The 21766-nt window shown below is 58.5% G+C and carries 19 protein-coding genes; 8 read left to right on the top strand and 11 right to left on the bottom strand.

Translation table 11 applies throughout. The features are described from left to right. The first annotated feature begins 5 nt into the window (after positions 1–5). Positions 6–665 (top strand): fumarylacetoacetate hydrolase family protein, encoded by a 660-nt coding sequence (locus GKQ23_RS13535; RefSeq protein ID WP_212408509.1) that lies wholly within the window; start codon positions 6–8, stop codon positions 663–665. 106 nt (positions 666–771) lie between these two features. Then, positions 772–1221, top strand: a complete 450-nt coding sequence (locus GKQ23_RS13530) for a YcgN family cysteine cluster protein (RefSeq protein WP_101505729.1) — start codon at positions 772–774, stop codon at positions 1219–1221. A gap of 39 nt (positions 1222–1260) precedes the next feature. On the opposite strand, the gene dsbB is transcribed toward GKQ23_RS13530, so the two are convergent. Next, positions 1261–1791: a disulfide bond formation protein DsbB gene (dsbB, locus tag GKQ23_RS13525; protein WP_212408508.1), complete on the bottom strand. Its 531-nt coding sequence runs from the start codon at positions 1789–1791 to the stop codon at positions 1261–1263. Positions 1792–2103: 312 nt separating this feature from the next. Here dsbB and fadR point away from each other — a divergent pair, with 312 nt between their 5' ends. Then, entirely contained in the window at positions 2104–2823 is a 720-nt protein-coding gene (gene fadR / locus GKQ23_RS13520; protein ID WP_056242074.1) for a fatty acid metabolism transcriptional regulator FadR, read from the top strand. A 62-nt stretch (positions 2824–2885) separates the two neighbouring features. On the opposite strand, the gene GKQ23_RS13515 is transcribed toward fadR, so the two are convergent. Then, entirely contained in the window at positions 2886–4424 is a 1539-nt protein-coding gene (locus GKQ23_RS13515) for a SpoVR family protein (protein ID WP_056242077.1), read from the bottom strand. Between the two features lie 522 nt (positions 4425–4946). Between GKQ23_RS13515 and GKQ23_RS13510 the strand changes: the two genes are divergently transcribed. Beyond that, on the top strand, positions 4947–6245 hold the full coding sequence (locus tag GKQ23_RS13510) for a D-amino acid dehydrogenase (protein ID WP_101505731.1): 1299 nt from the start codon (positions 4947–4949) through the stop codon (positions 6243–6245). Positions 6246–6275: 30 nt separating this feature from the next. Then, the gene (gene dadX / locus GKQ23_RS13505; RefSeq protein ID WP_212408507.1) at positions 6276–7346 is read left to right on the top strand and encodes a catabolic alanine racemase DadX; all 1071 of its coding nucleotides are present in this window, start codon (positions 6276–6278) and stop codon (positions 7344–7346) included. Positions 7347–7349: 3 nt separating this feature from the next. On the opposite strand, the gene GKQ23_RS13500 is transcribed toward dadX, so the two are convergent. The 5 genes from GKQ23_RS13500 to yeaG all read right to left on the bottom strand — a co-directional run bounded on the left by GKQ23_RS13500 (position 7350) and on the right by yeaG (position 14259). Beyond that, the gene (locus GKQ23_RS13500; protein ID WP_212408506.1) at positions 7350–8540 is read right to left on the bottom strand and encodes a multidrug effflux MFS transporter; all 1191 of its coding nucleotides are present in this window, start codon (positions 8538–8540) and stop codon (positions 7350–7352) included. A gap of 152 nt (positions 8541–8692) precedes the next feature. Then, on the bottom strand, positions 8693–8926 hold the full coding sequence (locus GKQ23_RS13495) for a DUF1480 family protein (RefSeq protein ID WP_212408505.1): 234 nt from the start codon (positions 8924–8926) through the stop codon (positions 8693–8695). Between the two features lie 77 nt (positions 8927–9003). Further along, positions 9004–10731 carry a potassium/proton antiporter gene (locus tag GKQ23_RS13490; RefSeq protein WP_212408504.1) on the bottom strand — a complete coding sequence of 576 codons (1728 nt, stop codon included), beginning with the start codon at positions 10729–10731 and terminating at the stop codon, positions 9004–9006. 228 nt (positions 10732–10959) lie between these two features. Beyond that, the gene (locus GKQ23_RS13485) at positions 10960–12240 is read right to left on the bottom strand and encodes a YeaH/YhbH family protein (protein WP_212408503.1); all 1281 of its coding nucleotides are present in this window, start codon (positions 12238–12240) and stop codon (positions 10960–10962) included. Positions 12241–12324: 84 nt separating this feature from the next. Next, a complete protein-coding gene (gene yeaG, locus GKQ23_RS13480) occupies positions 12325–14259 on the bottom strand; it encodes a protein kinase YeaG (RefSeq protein ID WP_056242098.1) in 1935 nt (644 codons plus the stop codon). A 556-nt stretch (positions 14260–14815) separates the two neighbouring features. On the opposite strand from yeaG, the gene GKQ23_RS13475 reads away from it, so the two are divergent. Next, the gene (locus GKQ23_RS13475) at positions 14816–15541 is read left to right on the top strand and encodes a MipA/OmpV family protein (RefSeq protein WP_249168528.1); all 726 of its coding nucleotides are present in this window, start codon (positions 14816–14818) and stop codon (positions 15539–15541) included. Between the two features lie 155 nt (positions 15542–15696). On the opposite strand, the gene GKQ23_RS13470 is transcribed toward GKQ23_RS13475, so the two are convergent. Continuing rightward, entirely contained in the window at positions 15697–16587 is an 891-nt protein-coding gene (locus GKQ23_RS13470; protein ID WP_056242105.1) for a D-hexose-6-phosphate mutarotase, read from the bottom strand. 68 nt (positions 16588–16655) lie between these two features. After that, positions 16656–17654 (bottom strand): glyceraldehyde-3-phosphate dehydrogenase, encoded by a 999-nt coding sequence (gene gapA / locus GKQ23_RS13465; protein WP_056242109.1) that lies wholly within the window; start codon positions 17652–17654, stop codon positions 16656–16658. 340 nt (positions 17655–17994) lie between these two features. On the opposite strand from gapA, the gene msrB reads away from it, so the two are divergent. Next, positions 17995–18405 carry a peptide-methionine (R)-S-oxide reductase MsrB gene (msrB, locus tag GKQ23_RS13460; protein WP_056242111.1) on the top strand — a complete coding sequence of 137 codons (411 nt, stop codon included), beginning with the start codon at positions 17995–17997 and terminating at the stop codon, positions 18403–18405. Between the two features lie 10 nt (positions 18406–18415). Beyond that, on the top strand, positions 18416–18694 hold the full coding sequence (locus GKQ23_RS13455) for a YeaC family protein (protein ID WP_056242114.1): 279 nt from the start codon (positions 18416–18418) through the stop codon (positions 18692–18694). A 99-nt stretch (positions 18695–18793) separates the two neighbouring features. On the opposite strand, the gene ansA is transcribed toward GKQ23_RS13455, so the two are convergent. Both ansA and sppA read right to left on the bottom strand, forming a co-directional pair. Next, on the bottom strand, positions 18794–19807 hold the full coding sequence (gene ansA / locus GKQ23_RS13450) for an asparaginase (RefSeq protein ID WP_212408502.1): 1014 nt from the start codon (positions 19805–19807) through the stop codon (positions 18794–18796). Positions 19808–19899: 92 nt separating this feature from the next. Then, the gene (gene sppA, locus GKQ23_RS13445) at positions 19900–21762 is read right to left on the bottom strand and encodes a signal peptide peptidase SppA (RefSeq protein WP_056242119.1); all 1863 of its coding nucleotides are present in this window, start codon (positions 21760–21762) and stop codon (positions 19900–19902) included. Positions 21763–21766: the final 4 nt, after the last annotated feature.

The raw sequence follows: 21766 nt of genomic DNA, 5'->3' as shown, positions 1-21766 counted from the left end.
ACAGTATGTATCAGCATCACAACTGGCAGGGCGCGTTGTTGGATTATCCGGTGAGCAAGGTGGTCTGCGTCGGAAGCAACTATGCCAGACACATTAAAGAGATGGGCAGCGTCACCCCGACCGAGCCGGTGCTGTTTATCAAGCCGGAAACGGCGCTGTGCGACATCAAACAGCCGCTGTCGATTCCGGCTAACCTCGGTGCGGTGCACCATGAAGTCGAGCTGGCGGTGCTGATCGGCGCAACGCTGAAGCAGGCGACGGAAGCACACGTGGCGCAGGCGATTGCCGGTTACGGCGTGGCGCTGGATCTGACGCTGCGTGACGTGCAGGCGGGGTGTAAAAAAGCCGGCCAGCCGTGGGAAAAAGCCAAGGCCTTTGACAACTCCTGCCCGATCTCCGGTTTTATCCCCGTCGCTGAATTTGACCATGACCCGCAGAACGTCGAACTGCAGCTGGTCGTCAACGGCGAGCTCCGTCAGCAGGGCAGCACCGCGGATATGATCCACCGTATCCTGCCGCTGATTGCCTATATGAGTCAGTTCTTTACCCTGCGCGCCGGGGACGTAATCCTGACCGGCACGCCGGAGGGCGTTGGGCCGATGGTGTCCGGTGACCGTCTGGAGGTTTCGCTGGGCGGGCGCAGCCTCTCCACCCGCGTACTGTAACCCTGCCACGGGCTGCCCCCTCGTGGCAGCCTGAAACCCCGCCCTTGCATCCGGCTGCCAAACCCTCTATAAGAGTCGGGTTTTTTACACTTAAGCGGATCCCAACATGACTGATACCCCTTTCTGGCAGCGTAAAACGCTGGAACAAATGAGCGACGACGAGTGGGAGTCCTTATGTGACGGCTGTGGCCAGTGCTGCCTGAACAAGCTGCAGGATGCGGACACCGATGAAATCTATTTCACCAACGTCGCCTGTAACCAGCTCAATATCAAAACCTGCCAGTGCCGTAACTACGAGCGGCGTTTTGAGCTGGAAGAGGACTGTATCAAGCTGACGCGGGATAATCTGCCGACCTTCGCCTGGCTGCCGCCCAGCTGCGCCTATCGTGTGCTGGCAGAGGGCAAGACGCTGCCGGCGTGGCACCCGCTGCGCCACGGTTCGCGCGCGGCGATGCATGCGGCGCGCATTTCGGTGCGCCATATTGCGGTGCATGAGAGCGAAGTGGTGGACTGGGAAGAGCACATCATTAACCGCCCGCGCTGGTACGGCAAATAAGTCAGGAAGATCTGAGCCAGCGCACTGGCTCAGACGGTATTAGCGGTTAAACAGATCGCGGCGTTTCGGCCGGAAGGCCTGGGCAATCAGCACCAGCACGCCGGCCAGCAGGTAGGCGGCAAAAATGCCCACCATCCACTGCGGCATGCTCAGCGTCAGGAAGGTCCAGCCTTTTTCTGCACAGTCGCCGCTGGCAACAAACACCGACGGCAGCCACTTGTCCAGCGGCAGCCAGGACGGGAAGCGCGCGGCAAAATCACAGGTGACAAACGGAGAAGGGTGAAGCTGAATCATGGTATGTTCCCAGGAGAGACGCACCCCTTCCCAGGCACTGTACAGCCAGACCGCAATCGCTACCCAGCGCAGCGGCGTTTTTGGCGCAACGGCCCCGACGATGCCGGCACCCATCACGCCAAACAGCGCGCAGCGCTCATAAATACACATAACGCACGGCTTTAGCCCCATCACGTGTTGAAAGTACAGCGCAACCATTTCAAGTAAAAAAGCCGTAAACGCCATCAACAGCCAGGCGCCCCGGCCGTACGAGCAGCGATTCAAATATCTCAACATAAGTCTGTCCATGTAGTAAGCGTTGAACCGGCAGTGTAAACCAAAACGCCGGCGATGAGAGCCTCGGCACCCTAAATTTTAAGCATCAGGATGACCTGAATTAAACTTCGGTTTGAAAAAGCGTTGCCGGCAGCGCACGTGGGCGGTTCAGCCGCTGGCGACCCCGCTGACCGGACCCGTTTGGGCGGTAAACAGGTGAAACCGCGTTGCTTTTTTTTGCAGGGGATCGCCTTTTTACGTAGTGGCTAACTAGGTGTTGCAGGGGGGGTCTGCTATGATGAGCTGAAATTTTGTAGCCGGAAACAAAACGCTATGGTTATTAAGGCGCAGAGCCCTGCGGGTTTCGCTGAAGAGTACATTATTGAAAGTATCTGGAACAGTCGTTTCCCGCCAGGTTCTATTCTTCCCGCCGAACGCGAACTCTCTGAGCTGATTGGGGTAACACGTACCACGCTGCGTGAAGTGCTGCAGCGCCTGGCGCGTGACGGCTGGCTGACAATTCAGCACGGCAAACCAACCAAAGTGAACAACTTCTGGGAAACCTCCGGCCTGAATATTCTGGAAACTCTGGCGCGGCTTGACCACGACAGCGTGCCGCAGTTAATTGACAACCTGCTCTCCGTTCGCACCAATATTTCGTCGATCTTTATCCGTCGTGCGATTCACAACCACCCGGATAAAGCGCGTGAGGTGCTGGAGACGGCAGCGCTGGCGGACGATCACGCCGAAGCCTACACCGAACTTGATTACAACATCTTCCGTGGGCTGGCCTTCGCGTCAGGCAACCCTATTTACGGGCTAATCCTCAACGGACTGAAGGGGTTGTATACCCGCGTCGGGCGCCACTACTTCTCCAATCCGGAAGCCCGGCAGCTGGCGCGAGATTTCTATCAGCAGCTGCTCGGCTACTGCCAGAGCGGTGACTATGAACAGGTGGTGGACAGCGTGCGTGACTACGGCCGCCGCAGCGGTGAGATCTGGCACGCCATGCAGGTCAACATGCCGACCGATCTGCCGCCGCCGCGCCGTTAAGCGGAACGCCCAGTAAAAAGCCGGTCAGCGTAAGCTGACCGGCTTTTTTCATGCCGGCTGCGTTACAGCGGGACACCCGGCCGCGGCGGGCAGCGGTCCAGCAGTTCGGTACCGCCATCTTCATTCTGCTGCTCCAGGTGCACGTCAAACCCCCACAGGCGGTGGACGTGTTTCAACACTTCACGGCGGCTTTTGTCCAGCGGCGCGCGGTTGTGCGGCACGTAGCGCAGCGTCAGCGAACGATCGCCGCGCAGATCGACGTCCCATACCTGAATATTCGGCTCCAGATTGCTCAGATTGTACTGCGCCGACAGCTGCTGGCGGATGGCGCGGTAGCCGGCCTCGTCGTGGATCGCCGCGATCTCCAGGTAGTTATTGCGGTCATCGTCCATCACCGTAAACAGGCGCAGGTCGCGCATCACCTTCGGCGACAGGAACTGGCTGATAAAGCTCTCATCCTTAAACTCACGCATCGCAAAGTGCAGCGTCTCCAGCCAGTCCTTACCGGCAATGTCCGGGAACCAGTAACGGTCCTCCTCGGTAGGCTCCTGACAGATGCGCTTAATATCCTGGAACATGGCAAAGCCGAGCGCGTAGGGGTTAATGCCGTTATACCACTGGCTGTTATACGGCGGCTGAAACACCACGTTGGTGTGGCTGTGCAGAAACTCCAGCATAAAGCGTTCGGACACTTTGCCCTCGTCATAGAGATGGTTGAGGATAGTGTAGTGCCAGAAGGTGGCCCAGCCTTCGTTCATCACCTGGGTCTGCTTCTGCGGGTAAAAATACTGGCTGACCTTTCTGACGATGCGCAGGCACTCACGCTGCCAGGGTTCGAGCAGCGGGGCGTTTTTCTCCATAAAGTACAGCAGGTTTTCCTGCGGCTCGGCCGGATAGCGCGCGGCAGCAAACTGTGCCTCTTCGCGCTCGCGCCGCGGCAGGGTGCGCCACAGCATATTCACCTGGCTCTGCAGATACTCCTCACGGCTTTTCTGCCGCGCTTTCTCCTCCTGCAGGGAGATTTTTTGCGGGCGTTTATAACGGTCGACGCCGTAGTTCATCAGCGCGTGGCAGGAGTCCAGCAGGCGTTCCACCTGTTCCTGGCCGTAGCGCTCCTCACATTCGCTGATGTAGTTACGGGCAAAAATCAGATAATCGACGATCGAGCTGGCGTCCGTCCAGCTGCGGAACAGATAGTTATTTTTGAAGAAGGAGTTATGGCCATAACAGGCGTGCGCCATCACCAGCGCCTGCATGGTGATGGTGTTCTCTTCCATCAGGTAGGCGATGCAGGGGTTAGAGTTGATGACGATCTCATAGGCCAGCCCCTGTTGCCCGTGCTTATAACGCTGTTCGGTTTCGATAAACTTTTTACCAAACGACCAGTGGGCGTAGTTGATCGGCATGCCGACGCTCGAGTAGGCATCCATCATCTGCTCGGAGGTGATCACCTCAATCTGATGGGGGTAGGTGTCCAGGCGGTAAGATTTCGCTACCCGGTCGATCTCTTTCAAATAGACGTCCAGCAGGTCGAAGGTCCAGTCGGGACCGTCACTGAGGCGTTGGCGGGTCGTGGTTGGCTGGTCAAAGATCATGGTCATAGCGCACCCCTTTTTATAAAACCGGTATCTGCGGTACTTCACGTAGCGGCAAAACGTCCGTTTTCATGGCAACGCGCTGGCGTGAAAACACGCGTGGCGGGTCTGGAATTAAAGCCAGTCTTCTCAATGATAGTTCACTGTCTCTTATCCCTGTGCTGAAAACAAATGAAATATTTGGCAGAAAATACAGAGTCGTTATAAAAAAGACTGCAACATAATGTGAAAGCTGATTTTGGTGGTCATTTTCAGAATAAAGTTCTGTATATAAGCGCAAACTATGGAGCAATAACTTTCTGCTGAAATTGGGTTTTTTTGTCCTGAAAATGGCTTTCTGATGCTAATAAGGCCGGTAAAGCAGGATTTTTGACTTAATTGTGTAGGGTATCTTGTTTTTTTTCACTGAAACTGTGAAAAATATGTGAAATTTACTGCGGTGGTCTGTGGGTGGTCATTGGTGTTTTACACCGCCAATCAGGCCAGGTTGCAGTGAAATACCCTTTCAACCTGTTATGCGGAGTCGCTATGCGTATTGTCATCCTTGGGAGTGGAGTGGTTGGCGTGGCCAGCGCCTGGTATCTGGCCCAGGCCGGCCACCAGGTCACGGTTATCGATCGCCAGTCGGGTGCGGCGCTGGAAACCAGCGCGGGCAACGCCGGACAGATCTCTCCCGGCTATGCCGCCCCCTGGGCCGCGCCCGGCGTGCCGCTGAAAGCGGTGAAGTGGATGTTCCAGCGCCACGCGCCGCTGGCGATCCGCCTCGACGGCAGCCGCTTCCAGCTGCAGTGGATGTGGCAGATGCTGCGCAACTGCGATATGCGCCACTATCAGCAGAACAAAGCCCGTATGGTTCGTATCGCTGAGTACAGTCGTGACTGCCTGAAAACGTTGCGCGAGCAGACCGGAATCGCCTATGAAGGCCGCCAGGGCGGCACCCTGCAGCTGTTCCGCACCGAGCAGCAGTTCCTTAGCGCCAGCAAGGATATTGCGGTGCTGAAAGAGGCGGGGGTGCCTTATCAGCTGCTGGAGGCCGCCGGGCTGGCCAGCGTCGAGCCGGCGCTGGCGGCGACCGCGCACAAGCTGACCGGCGGTCTGCGCCTGCCCAACGATGAAACAGGGGACTGCCAGCTGTTCACCCAACGGCTGGCGGCGATGGCGGCGGAGGCCGGCGTCACCTTCCGTTATAACCTGAGCATCGACGCGCTGCTGCAGGAGGGCAATCAGATCCGCGGGGTGAAGTGCGGCGATGAGATTATCACCGCCGACAGCTACGTGGTGGCGCTGGGGTCGTTTTCCACCGGGCTGCTGGACAATCTGGTGAAGGTGCCGGTCTATCCGCTGAAGGGCTACTCGCTGACCATTCCAATCCGCGATGAGCAGGCCGCGCCGGTCTCTACGGTGCTGGATGAAACCTATAAAGTGGCGATTACCCGTTTTGATAACCGCATCCGCGTCGGCGGCATGGCCGAAATCGTCGGGTTTAACAGCCAGCTGCTGCCGGCACGCCGCGCCACGCTGGAGATGGTGGTGCGCGATCTCTATCCGCAGGGCGGGCATATTGAACAGGCTACGTTCTGGAGCGGGCTGCGCCCGATGACGCCGGATGGTACGCCGATTGTCGGTCGTACCCCATTGAAAAACCTGTTCCTTAATACCGGTCATGGTACTCTGGGCTGGACGATGGCCTGCGGATCCGGCCAGCTGCTGGCGGACCTGATCTCCGGTAAAACACCGGATATTGCCGCCGACGACCTGTCGGTGATGCGCTATCTGCCCGGCTATACCCCGGCCGTTCGCCCCCTGCACAGCGCGCCTGTGCGTTAACTTATCGTATTGCTGGTACAAGGAGTTACTATGTCACGCCCGATTGTCGCAACGATTGACAGCGCCGCGTTGCGGCATAACCTGGCGGTCGCCCGCCGCGCGGCCGCGGGTTCGCGCCTGTGGTCGGTGGTGAAGGCCAACGCTTACGGTCACGGTATCGAACGCGTCTGGCAGAGCCTGCAGGAGACCGACGGCTTCGCCCTGCTGAACCTGGAAGAGGCGGTGCTGCTGCGCGAGCTGGGGTGGCAAAAACCGATCCTGCTGCTGGAGGGGTTCTTCCATTCACAGGATCTGGCGCTACTGGATCGCTACCGGCTGACCACCAGCGTGCACAGCGCGTGGCAGATTGCGGCGCTGGCCGAGGCCCGGCTCAGCGCGCCGATTGATATCTACCTGAAGGTAAACAGCGGCATGAACCGCCTTGGCTTCCCGCCTGAGCAGGTGCATCAGGCGTGGCAGCAGCTGCGCGCGCTGGACAACGTCGGTGAGATGACGCTGATGGCACATTTCGCCGCCGCCGAAACCGCAGAGGGCATCGTTGAGCCGCTAAAGCGCATTGCGCAGGCGGCGGAAGGATTACAGTGCCCGCGCTCGCTGGCCAACTCGGCAGCCACGCTGTGGCACCCACACACCCATCATGACTGGGTGCGCCCCGGCATTATCCTTTACGGCGCGTCACCCAGCGGTCAGTGGCAGGACATCGCCGACAGCGGGCTGCAGCCGGTGATGACCTTAAGCAGCGAGATTATCGGCGTGCAGCAGCTGAACGCAGGCGACGCGGTCGGCTACGGCGGCCACTACCGCGCGGCCTCTGCCCAGCGCATCGGCGTGGTGGCATGCGGCTATGCCGATGGCTATCCGCGCCTGTCGCCGACCGGCACGCCGGTGTGCGTGGAGGGTGTGATGACGCAGGTCGTCGGGCGGGTGTCGATGGATATGATCACTGTCGACCTGACGCCGTGCCCGCAGGCGGGTATCGGCAGCCAGGTTGAGCTGTGGGGCAATAACGTGAAGATAGACGACGTGGCTGCGGCGTCCGGTACCGTGGGCTACGAGCTGATGTGCGCGCTGGCCCCACGGGTACCGGTTATCGTAAAGTAACGATCAGAGCGCGGTAATCGTACCGCGCGCTGATTTGCTGGTGCGCCAGGCGAAAAACGCCAGCAGCGCGCCCAGCAGCATCATCAGCGCCAGCGCGTTCTTCTCCGCCAGCGGCAGCGCCATCACCAGCAGACCCGCCGACGATCCCCCTGCCATCTGAATAAACCCGGCCAGCGCCGAGGCCACACCGGCCTGCTGCTGGTAAGGCTCCAGCGCGTAGCTGGTAGCCGGGCCGACGGTAAAGGCCAGACCGGCTACCGACACCGCCACCGGCAGCATATACAGCGCCCAGTGGTTCTGCAGGCTTGCCGAGAACAGCAGCATGCCGCCGATCAGCATCGCGCACCCCAGCAGCATCGCCAGCGCGCCGATGGCCAGGCACACCGGCCGCCCCAGCTTGCGGATCACCTTATTGACCACCACGCTGACGGCCATAATCCAGAAGCCGTTGGCGCCGAAGGCGATGGAGAACGCCAGCGGGCTGAGCCGGCCTTCGGTCATCAGCACGTGCGGCGCCAGCGAGACGTAGGTCAGCACCATACCCAGCGCGCCGGCGTTAGCAAAGGCGAAGGCAAGGAAGCGCCGCTGGCGCAGGATCGCCAGGTACTGCCCCAGCGGCAGGCCGCTGACCTTCTGCGTGTTGGCCGGGCGGGTTTCGGGCAGGAAAAACACTACCAGCACGCCGATCGCCACCGCGTAGGCGGTGAGGAACCAGAAGTTCGCACGCCAGCCAAAGGCTTCCGCGAGGATACCGCCAAGCAGCGGGGCCAGCGCCGGCACGATATTCAGCGCGCCGTTGAGAAAACCGTAGGCGCGCGCCGCGTCGTCACCGTCCAGGCGGTCGCGGACGCCGCTGAAGGCCACCACGGCGGTACAGCATACGGCGCAGCCCTGGATAATGCGCGCGCCGAGGAACTGCGGCCAGGCGGTGGCGGTGGCGGCGAGGATGCTGCCGCCGACGTAGAGCAGCAGGCCGATCAGGGCGATCGGTTTACGTCCGAGATTATCCACCAGCGGGCCGGCAACGATCTGCCCCAGCCCCATCACCAGCAGAAACAGCGGGATGGTGGTCTGGATCAGGCTGACCGGGGTGTTCAGCCCGGCGGCGATCTCCGGCAGGGTGGGCAGATAGAGATCGATGCCCAGCGGTGCAAGCAGCACCAGGCTGAGCAGCAGCAGCGTGAATTTTTGCATAACAGGCAGGTGTCCATTTTGAAGCGAGCCGCACAGGGTAGTTTTAAGCGCAGGAAAAGAAAAGCAAAAAGTGAAAATAAGTCAGGGTAACCCTGACTGCGTTACGGGCGGGCTGATTACCGTTCATGGCGTTAAACGGTAATCAGCCGGCTTCAGGCGGGTTTATTGAGGATCCAGCGGTCGGACGATGTATCGTAATGGCCCAGCGCCAGATCGACGGATTTGCCATCGACGATCGCCGGTACGCTGGTCTGCGCGTCCCAGCCGTCCAGCTGCACGCACAGCCCCGGATTGGTGTGGCAGGGGATGCTGACGGTGCTGAAATGCTGCCCGTCCAGCTCGGCGTCGACCACGTCATAGCGACCAATTTTGACGATATTTCCCATGCTTTACTCCTCAGTTAAACAACATCAGCAGTAAGCATAGTGGCTAATTGCCGCACAGGGGCGGCAATTAGCCAGGATTAATCCCGATCTTCCTGCACCCGAACGCCAATCTTAATGATTTCATTGTCCGCTTTCTCTGCCACGGTCCAGACCATGTTTTTCCACTCTACCTGGTCCCCGACCACCGGTGCGCCGCCGATCATCTCCAGCACCAGCTGCCCCAGCGTCTGCTGGGTATCGGTCTCTTCATCCAGATCGATGCCGTAAATTTCGGAGATATCATGCAAACGCGCGGTGGCCTGCAGAATAAAGTCGCCGAAGAAGCGCTGGTCCATCGCCAGCGGCGGCGACTCGCTGAACAGCTTACCGAGGTCCGGCAGGTCGCGTTCGCGGCCAATCACGCAGAGCACGTCGCCCTCGCGCAGGCGGGTGTTACCGGTCGGGTGCAGCAGCTGGTTGTCGCGGAACAGCGCGGCAATGCGCGTTTCGCGCGGCATTTTCAGATCGCGCAGCGCGGCACCGACGCACCACTTATCGGCACCCAGCTGGTAGACGAACTGCTCCCACGGGTTCTCCGGGTGGATATCCAGCCCGACGCGTGAGATCGGCGAGGCGGTCGGCGGTACGATCACCCGCGCCTTACGCGCGGCGTAGCCGAGCGAGGTGCCCTGAACCATCAGCGACACCAGCACCACGAAGAAGGCGATATTAAAGAACAGCGAGGCGTGCGGCAGGCCGGCCATCATCGGGAATACCGCCAGGATAATCGGTACCGCGCCGCGCAGCCCCACCCAGCTGATAAAGAAGCGTTCGCGGATATTGAAGCCGCGGAACGGCAGCAGGCCGACCAGAATTGACAGCGGGCGGGCGACCAGAATCAGCCACAGCGACAGCAGCATCGCCGGCAGGGCGATACTCCACAGATCGGCCGGATTGACCAGCAGTCCGAGCACCAGGAACATGCCGATCTGGCTCAGCCAGGCCATGCCGTCAAAGGTCTGCAGAATGCCGTGGCGGTTGCGGATCGGCCGGTTGCCCAGCACAAAGCCGCACAGGTAAACCGCCAGAATGCCGCTGCCCTCCATCACCGTGGTCAGGGCGAACACCAGGATGCCACCGCTGACCGCCAGCAGCGGATAGAGGCCGCTGGCGAGAGGAATACGGTTAATCAGCTGCTGAATGCCCCAGCCGCCGCCCATGCCCAGCACGATGCCGAGGCCAAACTGCTGGACCAGGTGCACGACAAACATCCAGCTCAGTCCGGTCTGCCCCTGCTGGATCATCTCAATCAGCGTGATGGTCAGAAACACCGCCATCGGGTCATTGCTGCCGGACTCAATCTCCAGCGTGGCGCTGACGCGCTCGTTAAGGCCTTTACCGCCGAGCAGGGAGAACACCGCCGCGGCGTCGGTAGAGCCGATAATTGCCCCGACCAGGAAGCCGTTGATCAGGTTCAGGTCAAACAGCCAGGCCGCCGCCAGCCCGGTCAGCCCGGCGGTGATCAGCACGCCGACGGTGGCCAGCGACAGCGCCGGCCCCAGCGCGACGCGAAACGAACTGGCTTGGGTGCGCATGCCGCCGTCCAGCAGGATCACCGCCAGCGCCAGGTTACTGATCAGATAGGCGGCCGGATAGTTATCAAAAACGATGCCGCCGATGCCATCGACGCCGGCCAGCATGCCCAGCGCAAGGAAGATCACCAGAATCGGAATGCCGAGGCGGGATGAAAAAGAACTGAGCAGAATGCTTGCGGCAACCAGCACTGAACCAATGATAAATAAACTGTAAATCGCGCTGGCTTCCAATCGGGGCTACTCCTGGCAGTGATATGATTTTTTAACAGTGTGTTTTAAGTGCGGGTAAAAAGTCAAAAACTGAACGCCAGTCTACCCCAATCAGCGCAGAGAACGGCACTCTGCAACAGGGTAACCTAAAAAAAGCACGCTAAACGGCCGCTGAGGGGATAAGTTTGCTTTTTTTTCAGCGGATTGCTGACAGGACCGGCGGCGGAGAGCCGCCGGTAGGGCAGGAGGTTAATAGCTCTCTTCCACCTGTTTGCGGAACAGTTCACGGAACACCGGATAGATATCCTCCGGCTCACGTATATGCTGAATGGCAAAATTATCGAAGGTTGACTGCAGATGTTCATACTCGCGCCACAGGGTCTGGTGCGCACGTCGGGTAATTTCGATATAGCTGTAGTAACGCACCACCGGTAGGATCTCTTTCGCCAGTATCTGATGACAGAGCGGCGAATCATCCGCCCAGTTATCGCCGTCAGAGGCCTGTGCGGCGTAGATATTCCACTGCGCCGGGTCGTAGCGCTCTTTTACCACCTCCGCCATCAGCTTCAGCGCGCTGGAAACGATGGTGCCTCCGGTTTCCTGTGAATAGAAAAACTCCTGTTCATCAACCTCTTTCGCCTGCGTATGGTGGCGAATATAGACCACGTCGACGTTCTTGTAGGTGCGGCTCAGGAACAGATAGAGCAGGATATAAAAACGTTTGGCCATATCCTTGGTGGCCTGATCCATCGAGCCGGACACGTCCATCAGGCAGAACATCACCGCGCGGCTGGACGGCTCCGGGCGCTTCTCATAGTTGCGGTAGCGCAGGTCAAAGGTATCGATAAACGGCACCCGCTGAATGCGGGCACGCAGTTCCGCAATCTCCTGGCGCAGCCGCTCCTCTTCCAGCAGCTGCGCCGGCTCGCTGTTTTCCGCCAGCTGCAGTTCGGCTTCCAGCTCCTGCAGCAGACGTCGCTTGCCGGCGGTCATTGCCGTACGCCGTGCCAGCGAGTTCTGCAGCGAGCGCACCACGCTGATATTCGCCGGTACGCCGTTGGCGGTATACCCCGCGCGGTGGGTTTTGTACTCGTTAAGCTGACGATGCTGGTTGCGCTTCAGGTTCGGCAGCGCCAGGTCCTCGAACAGCAGGTCGAGGTACTCATCTTTGGAGATCTGGAAGACAAATTCATCCTGACCTTCGCCGTCCTTGCCGGCCTGGCCCTGACCGCCACCGCCGCCACCGCCGCCGCCCTGTGGCCGCTCTACGCGATCGTTCTGCACGAAATGGTCGTTGCCGGGGTGCACGCGGTAACGCTCCCCGCCGCGCCCCTGGTGAAAAATCGGTTCGTTGATGTCTTCAATCGGGATCGAGACGGACTCGCCGCTCTCAACGTCGGTAACCGAACGCTTGTTAATGGCCCCGGCGATTGACTGTTTAATTTGCGACTTGTAGCGGCGCAAAAAACGCTGGCGGTTAACCGCGCTTTTGTTTTTGCCGTTCAGTCGCCTGTCGATAAAGTAGGCCATAGCTCCCCCAAACACCGTTGCAGCTCGGGCCGGAGGTGAACCCCCGGCCCGTTGTCAGGCATATCCTGTGCAGGATAGCGCCGGTTACGATGATTTTCTTACCCGCAGATACCATTCGCACAGCAGGCGCACCTGTTTACGCGTATAGCCTTTCTCCATCATGCGGTCGACAAAGTCATCGTGCTTTTTCTGCTCGTCGGTCGAGGTTTTCGCATTAAACGAGATCACCGGCAGCAGCTCCTCGGTATTGGAAAACATCTTCTTCTCGATCACGGTGCGCAGTTTTTCGTAGCTGGTCCAGTTTGGATTGCGGCCGCTGTTGTGCGCCCGGGCGCGCAGCACAAAGTTAACGATCTCATTACGGAAGTCTTTCGGGTTACTGATCCCGGCCGGCTTCTCAATTTTCTCCAGCTCGGCGTTCAGCGCTTCGCGGTCAAACAGCTGGCCGGTATCCGGGTCGCGGTACTCCTGATCCTGGATCCAGAAGTCGGCATAGCTGACGTAACGGTCGAAGATGTTCTGGCCGTACTCGGAATACGACTCCAGGTAGGCGGTCTGGATCTCCTTGCCGATAAACTCGGCGTACTTCGGAATCAGGTAGCCCTTCAGGTGTTCCAGATACTTCTCCGCCTGATCCTGCGGGAACTGCTCGCGGTCGATCTGCTGCTCCAGCACGTAGAACAGATGCACCGGGTTGGCCGCCACTTCCGCGTGATCGAAGTTAAACACCCGCGAGAGGATTTTAAAGGCAAAACGGGTGGATAAGCCGTTCATCCCTTCATCCACGCCGGCGTAATCGCGATACTCCTGATATGACTTGGCCTTCGGATCGGTATCCTTCAGGCTTTCGCCGTCGTACACGCGCATTTTCGAGTAGGTGCTGGAGTTCTCAGGCTCTTTCAGACGTGAAAGGATTGAGAAGCGGGCCAGCGTTTCCAGCGTGCCGGGCGCGCAGGGTGCATGGGTCAGCTCGCTGTTGACCAGCAGCTTCTCGTAAATTTTCATCTCTTCAGACACGCGCAGGCAGTAAGGCACCTTGACGATATAGACGCGGTCGAGGAAGGCTTCGTTATTCTTGTTGTTGCGGAAGGTCACCCACTCCGATTCGTTGGAGTGCGCAAGGATAATACCGTTAAACGGCAGGGCGGAGATGCCCTCGGTACCGTTATAGTTGCCTTCCTGAGTGGCGGTCAGCAGCGGATGCAGCACCTTGATCGGCGCTTTAAACATCTCGACGAACTCCATAATCCCCTGGTTAGCCCGGCACAGCGCGCCGGAATAGCCGTAGGCGTCCGGATCGTTCTGCGCGTGGTTCTCCAGCTTGCGGATGTCAACTTTACCCACCAGTGCGGAGATATCCTGATTGTTTTCATCGCCCGGTTCGGTTTTGGCAATCGCCAGCTGTTCCAGAATTGACGGCCAGACCTTCACTACTTTGAAGCGGGTAATATCGCCGCCGAAGTCGTGCAGGCGTTTAGCGGCCCACGGTGACATGATGGTGCCGAGGTAACGGCGCGGAACGCTGTACTCTTTTTCCAGAATCTGCGCATCCTCCTGCGGATTAAACAGGCACAGAGGATGGTCGTTAACCGGGCTTCGTTCGCCGTCGGCGCTCAGCACGTAGATCGGCACGCGCTGCATCAGCGACTTCAGGCGTTCTGCCAGCGAGGATTTACCGCCGCCGACCGGGCCAAGCAGATAGAGGATCTGTTTTTTCTCTTCCAGGCCCTGGGCAGCATGTTTGAGGTAGGAGACGATCTGTTCAATTGCCTCTTCCATGCCGTAGAACTCTTCAAACGCCGGATAACGCGCAATCACGCGGTTGGAAAACAGACGGGAAAGACGCGGCTCCTGGGCAGTATCGACCATCACTGGCTCACCAATCGCCATTAACAGTCGTTCCGCCGCATTGGCGTAAGCACTGCGATCTTGCCGGCAAATGGTAAGATATTCCTGCAGTGTGAACTCTTCGTCCTTGGCAGCTTCGTAGCGCTGACGATAGTGATCGAATATATTCATAGAGATGCCCGTCCTGTTAGAATCATTGGGAACACAAGGGTCAAACTGTATTTCTCAGTTATGCCAACCAATCGAATCAAGGTCAAAAATGCGTCTGGGTCCTTATTGTTATGAGCGTGTATCCTCGAAAGATCAAGTATTAACGGGCAACGCATAATCTGAATGGAGCTCACATTTTGTGCGAGAATTAGCATAAAATGCTGCCAAAGGCCGTCTGTTCAGTGGATGAATGGCGAATGTGGCGGTGTCAGCCTTTAAAGATTCGAATATAACGACGAGGGCAATTGTTAGTAAATTCTTGTATGCCGTGGGCGATCACAAAATGACGCAGAACCTAACGCATTCCATAGCTTAACGGAGCTGCTAACCCGTGCTGAGGGCAGGCGGTGGTAATTATCACCTGGGAAATTTTCCCGTCAGTACATTAGCGTACTTAATTGATTATAAGTGCTGTATTTGATGTAAATTTATTACTGACGCGGTATTTGTGGCTAAAATATCCTGTCTTTTTTTTTTAGGGATTGAAAAACCTGTGAGCACCTTAAAACTCTCTGTTCTGAGCGCCTCCGTTTCGCTCTGCCTGGCGTCCTCTTTCGTGCACGCTGCCCCGTTAACCCTTGGCGCTTCGCTGCTGTACAGCGAAAGCCCGTACAAAAGCGGCCAGGACCGTTACTATCCGGTCCCGGTCATCAACTACGACGGTGACAGCTTCTATCTTAAGAGCCTGCAGGCGGGCTACTACCTGTGGAAAGATCCGACTAATCAGCTGTCGCTGACTGTGCTGGGTTCGCCGCAGAACTTCGACCCGAACGACGTTGACGATGGCGACATGCGCGAGCTGAACAAGCGCCGCTGGACGCTGATGGGCGGGCTGGCTTATCGGCACAGCGCGGACTGGGGTATCGTGCGCACCACGCTGGTCGGCGATATGCTGGACAACAGCAACGGGATCATCTGGGACTTGACCTACCTGTACCGCTTTGAGTTCGGTCAGTTCAGCCTGACGCCGGGCATCGGTGCGCTGTGGAACAGTTCAAATCAGAACGATTACTACTACGGCGTCTCGTCTGGCGAATCTCAGCGTAGTGGCCTGAACCGCTATGAGGCCGATGACAGCTGGAGCCCCTATCTGGAGCTGACCGGCGCATGGAGCATCAGCGAGCACTGGAACGCCACCGTCTCCGGCCGCTACATGCGCCTGGGCGATGAGATTAAAGACAGCCCGATGGTTGATAAGAGTTCCCAGATGCTGCTGTGGACAGGGATCAGCTACACCTTCTGATACGGCGAGAGATCGTGTCAACATGAAACAGGGCGCTTAATGCGCCCTGTTTTTTTTGCTGCCGCAGGACAGGCTTTTCAACAGGCCAGCGTTTCAACGCTGACCCGTAACCCCAGGCTCAGTGCACGGCCATCTGAGGCTGTGCAGCCATCCGATTAGCCCTGTACCGCCGTACGTTTACGCAGGCGGAAGGTCGTCGCCAGCCTGGCGGGTTGTTCACCGGCGCTCTGCAGCGGCTCAGAGATGCGCGCGGTCTCCACGCAGACCATGGTTTTATACCCTTCGTTCGCCATATCCCCCATGCTGCAGGAGAGTTCCGGGCCGGGGTTCCAGGTGACAACGTCACTTTGATAGTGATGATAAACCTCGACAACGCGTTCACCGCGCGCATCGTCAATGATGCTGCAGTCCGCCGGGGCGGTGAAGACACGGTCAATGCGGCCCGGATAGGTCTGACGGCCGTCCGTCGCGGTGCCCGCCGCGCCGTTGTTAACCTTGTCCAGATAGTCCGGCCCCAGCCCGCTAACGGTGACGCCGGCGATGTCGGCCACCGCAAAGTAGCTGTGCAGGGCGGCCGTCGCCTGGTAGTCACCGTGGGCTTCCAGTTCAATTTCGCAGTGCTCGCCGAGGCGGAAGCGGGCCAGCAGCGTAAAGTCATGCGGCCACAGCTTTTTGGTCTGCTCGCTGCTTTCCAGGCTGAACGTCAGCATCACACATTCGTCGTTTTCATCATGGGCGGAGAGCGTCCAGGGCAGATTACGCGCAAAGCCGTGCGCCGGCTCGCCTGCCGGGCCAAACCATGGCCAGCAGATCGGCACGCCACCGCGAATTGCCTTGCCCGCGGTCAGCGGGGTCTTCTCACTCAGCCAGATAACCGGCCGTTCGCCGGAGGGTTGCCAGGCGACCAGGTGCGCGCCCTGTAGGGTGACGGCGGCGCGCACCTTCGGATGGGTGACCACCACCACCGGCAGTTCGCCGAGCTGGCGCTGGGAAAGGTAAGGGCTAATCTGATTGATGACCGGCAGTGAAAAAAGGGATTCGTTCATGATGATCCTCAGACGTTAAGCAAAAAAAAAGGGCGACCGTAGTCGCCCTCAGATTTAGTTCACGTCGCTTATTTTTTAGCGATGTGAGCAACCAGGTCCAGGACCTTGTTGGAGTAACCGGTTTCGTTATCGTACCAGGAAACCAGCTTAACGAAAGTGTCGCTCAGTGCAATACCGGCTTTCGCATCGAAGATAGAGGTCAGCGTTTCACCGTTGAAATCGGTAGAAACCACTTCGTCTTCAGTGTAGCCCAGCACGCCTTTCATTTCGCCTTCAGCAGCGTCTTTGATCGCGGCACAAATTTCTTTGTAGGTCGCAGGCTTAGCCAGACGCGCGGTCAGGTCAACCACAGAAACGTTAGGGGTTGGAACGCGGAACGCCATACCGGTCAGTTTGCCGTTCAGCTCAGGGATCACTTTACCTACCGCTTTAGCTGCACCGGTAGAAGAAGGGATGATGTTCTGAGATGCGCCGCGGCCGCCGCGCCAGTCTTTGTGAGACGGGCCATCAACGGTTTTCTGAGTCGCGGTGGTGGCGTGTACGGTGGTCATCAGCGCTTCAACGATGCCGAACTTGTCGTTGATGACTTTAGCCAGCGGTGCCAGGCAGTTGGTGGTACAGGACGCGTTTGACACGATATCCTGGCCGGCGTATGACGCGTGGTTAACGCCCATAACGAACATTGGGGTGTCATCTTTAGACGGGCCAGTCAGAACGACTTTCTTGGCGCCAGCTTCGATGTGTTTACGCGCGGTGTCGTCGGTCAGGAAGATACCGGTGGCTTCAGCAACCACGTCAACGCCCGCTTCGTTCCACTTCAGGTTAGCTGGATCGCGCTCAGCGGTAACACGGATGGTTTTGCCGTTAACAACCAGATGGCCGTCTTTGACTTCCACGGTGCCCTTGAAGCGGCCGTGAGTGGAGTCATATTTCAGCATGTAAGCCATGTACTCGGCGTCGAGCAGATCGTTGATGGCAACGATTTCTACATCAGAACGTTCCTGAGCAGCACGGAAAACGATGCGGCCGATACGGCCAAAACCATTGATACCTACTTTGATAGTCATATATTCCACCAGCTTGTTGATAGTGAATAAAAGGTTGGCAGTAAAATTACAAAAACCGCGCCAGGCGTCAAGCGGAATCGTGTCAATTGTTGCGACAGGTCAAACCTTGAGACAGGAATAATTCAAAAAATGTGCGTTCCTCTGGCGCGTGCCAGTGCTACATATTGGGGCTTTTTCCCGGAAAGAAAGCAACTCTTTCGTCAAAGGGTGATCTGGCTCACACTTCTTCGGAAGAAGCGTTTTCCGCTCACGGGCTGCAAGAAAAATTCACCTGATGTTGTTATGTCTTTGTTAGAATCAGGGTTCAGATTGACAGAATAACCTAGCCAGAGAGCAGACCATGGCCGATAACACTTCCCCTCATTCACCCGAAAACGAACTGACCGAGATGCAGCGCTACGTGACCCAGCAGCACGGCACCGAACCGCCATACTCCGGTAAACTGCTGCACAATAAAAGCGAAGGCCTTTACCACTGCCTGATCTGCAAGGCACCGCTGTTCTATTCGACCACCAAATATGATTCAGGCTGCGGCTGGCCGAGCTTCTATCAGCCCTGTAGCGACGACGCCATTCGCTATCTGGAAGACGATACGCACGGCATGCAGCGCGTTGAGATCCGCTGCGGCAGCTGCGATTCGCACCTGGGGCACGTGTTCCCGGACGGACCGCAGCCGACCGGCGAACGTTACTGCGTCAACTCCGCTTCGCTGAGTTTTACCGATGATGAAGGCAACACCACCCAGGGGTAACGGAGCAGCAATGGAACTTAACGAGATGATTGCCGGCATGACCGAAGAGGTCTATCAGCGGCTGGCCACGGCGGTGGAAACCGGCAAATGGGCCGACGGCGTGGCGCTGACGCCGGAGCAGAAGGAGAACAGCCTGCAGCTGGTGCTGTTGTGGCAGGCGCAACACAATGATAACCCCCAGCATATGAGCGTGGCGAAGGGCGGTGAGATGGTGATGAAGAGCAAAAAACAGCTGAAAGAAGAGTTCGGTATCAGCGATCCAGACGTCACCCGCATCCGCCTGCAGTAATTATTCCAGAATCTATTCCTGAAGGAATAATTTTACCCGAAAAGCGCTAAACCTGTTCAGCAGATTGCTGAACAGGTTGGCTGCCCGCCGACGGTGAATTTAGTCCGCCGTCAGCTCACCGCGCAGGTTGGTTTGCATCAGCCTGCGGATCTCATCACTGCTCAGGTCCTGGCTCAGCAGCCAGTGCAGTTTGGTCAGCGTGGCTTCGACGGTCAGATCGGCCCCGCTGATCACCCCGGCGTGCGCCAGCGCGTTGCCGGTGGCATAACCGCCCATATTCACCTTACCGGACATGCACTGCGTCAGGTTGACCACCACAATCCCGCGCGCCGACGCGTCCCGCAGTTCCTGCAGAAACTCTTTGTTCTGCGGCGCGTTACCGACGCCGTAGGAGCGCAGGATCAGCGCCTTCACCGGCTGCTGCAGGAAGTTACGTACCACCTCGGCAGAAATCCCCGGATAAATGGTTACCACGCCGATCGGCTGTGGGGTGATAGGATGCACGATCAGCTCGCCCTGGCCGGCCGGTGCCGGCGGGGTGTTCAGGCGGCGAATGTGGATGCCGGCTTCCAGCAGCGGCTCCAGGTTCGGGGAGTCAAAGGCGTTGAAGCCATCTGCGTGCGCTTTGGTGGTGCGGTTTCCACGGTACAGGGTGTTATTAAAGAACAGGGTCACTTCGTTAATCGGGTAGTTGGCGGCCACGAACAGCGAGTTCAGCAGGTTCTGCTGACCGTCGGAGCGCAGCTGCTCCAGCGGTATTTGTGACCCGGTCACAATAACCGGTTTAGCCAGGTTCTCCAGCATAAAGGAGAGGGCAGACGCGGTGAAGGCCATGGTGTCGGTGCCGTGCAGGATCACAAAGCCATCATAGCGGTCGTAGTTGTCGCGGATATCATCCGCAATCGATTGCCAGTCCTGCGGCGTCATATCTGATGAGTCGATCAGCGGTTGATACTCATGGATGGTAAAGTCCGGCATCTCCGGGCGGTGGAACTCCGGCATGTTCGCCACCTGCTGCTGCAGGTGGCCGGAAACCGGGATAAAACCCTGTTCGGAACGCTGCATGCCGATGGTTCCGCCGGTATAGGCGACATAAATCGATTTTTTTTGCATGGATAAAAACTCAGGCTTGGCGAAAACGCGCAGTATAAGGGGATTGGCGGGGAAAAACAGCCCGGCAACGCGTTGCCGGGCGGAATAGTGAGTTACTTCACATCACCACAGGTCAGACAGTACGCATAGCGGTTCTGCGGGTCGTTGAGGCTGCCCAGCAGGCCGGGTTGCTTCTTCATCGACGCCATCACGTCATACAGCGGGGCCGGCAGCCACGCCTGCAGCGCGGCGGGCAGAACGGCCTTTGCTGAGGCGTCCATCTGGCTGAACAGCAGGTCGATCATCCCCGGCTGATCCTGATACCAGTTCAGCTCCGGTTGGCTGATTTTCGCCAGCTCGGCGGCCTTAGCCACCGCGTCGTCGAAGTCGCCCAACGCGTCCACCAGACCGTTGGCTTTGGCATCGCTACCGGTCCACACGTGCCCCTGCGCAATCGCATCAATCTGCTCCGGAGTTTTATGACGCGAGTCCGCCACCAGGCCGAGGAAGTTCTTATAGCCGTACTCAATGCTCAGCTGCATCATCTGCTGCACTTCCGGCGGCAGGGCCTTGGTGGTGGCGATGTCCGCCAGCGGAGAGGTGGCCACGCCGTCGGTATGCACGCCGATGCTGTCCAGCGAGTTCTCCACGGTGTTTATCACCCCGAAGATGCCGATCGAACCGGTCAGGGTGTTCGGACTGGCGATAATGTAGTTAGCCGGCGTTGAGATCCAGTAGCCGCCTGAGGCCGCCAGGCCGCCCATCGACACCACCACCGGCTTACCGGCCGCTTTCGCCGCCGCCAGCTCTTCACGGATGGTTTCCGACGCGGTCACGCTGCCGCCGGGGCTGTTGACCCGGAGGACGATCGCCTTAATCTCTTTATCCAGACGCGCTTCGCGGATTTCCGCCGCGGTGGTGTCGCCCCCGACGCTGCCCGGTGTCTCTTCACCGTCCATGATCGCGCCGCTGGCCACGATCACCGCAATATTGCCTTTTTTGTCGGCCGTCGCGGTGGGTTTCAGCGGATAGTTGTAAATGCTGGTGCCGGCGTAAGACTTCGCGTCTTTATCCCAGCCGAAGGCCTTCACAAGCTGCTGTTCGGTGGCGGCCGGCCCGGCCAGTTCGTCGACCAGCTTGTTCTCTTTGGCATACTGAGCGGTATCGCCGCCCAGCTTCTGCAGGTTGTCGAGAACCCCCTGCGCGCCCGGGAACACCTGTTGTGCGGTCAGCTGACGGTTAGCGGCCAGCTGGTTCAGGTAGTTCTGCCACAGTTCGCCGACCCAGCGGCTGTCCGCATCGCGTGCCGCCGGTGACATATCGTCACGCAGGAACGGCTCCACCGCCGATTTGTAGGTGCCGACGCGGAACACGTGTGAGCTGACCTTCAGCTTATCCAGCAGCGTTTTGTAGTAGAGACTGTTGGTGGCGAAGCCGTGCAGGTCGACGCCGCCCTGCGGCGACAGATAGATCTTATTCGCGAAGCTGGCGAGATAATACTGCGCCTGGCTGTAGCTCTCCCCGGTGGCGTAGATCGGCTTGCCCGCGTCGCGGAACTCGCGCAGCGCCTTACCGATGTACTGCAGCGAAGGCTGATCAGCGCCGGCAAAGTTGCGCAGATCCAGCACCATGCCGGTTATCTTATCGTCACTTTTCGCCTGACGAATCGCATCCACCACGTCAAACAGCGAGTTCTCCTGCAGGCGGTCGCTGCCTGCACCCAGAAGCTGGCGGCCAATTTTGCTTAACTTATTGCTGACCGACGGGTCGTCAACCACCACCCCGGTCAGATCGACAGTCAGCGCGCCTTTCTGCACATCTGACGGCGCGTCGCTGCCGTGCAGCTGGACCCAGATCCCGGCACCGACCAGGATCAGCAGGATCAGAAACAGATTGAGGATAAACTCGCGGATAAAATTCAGTACCCGCCAGCTCCATTTAAAAATGCCAGTGACAACTCGCCACAACACGCGCATACGC

The organism is Erwinia sp. E602 (genome assembly GCF_018141005.1).
GTDB lineage: Bacteria > Pseudomonadota > Gammaproteobacteria > Enterobacterales > Enterobacteriaceae > Erwinia.
This window is presented reverse-complemented; position numbering and strand designations above follow the sequence as displayed.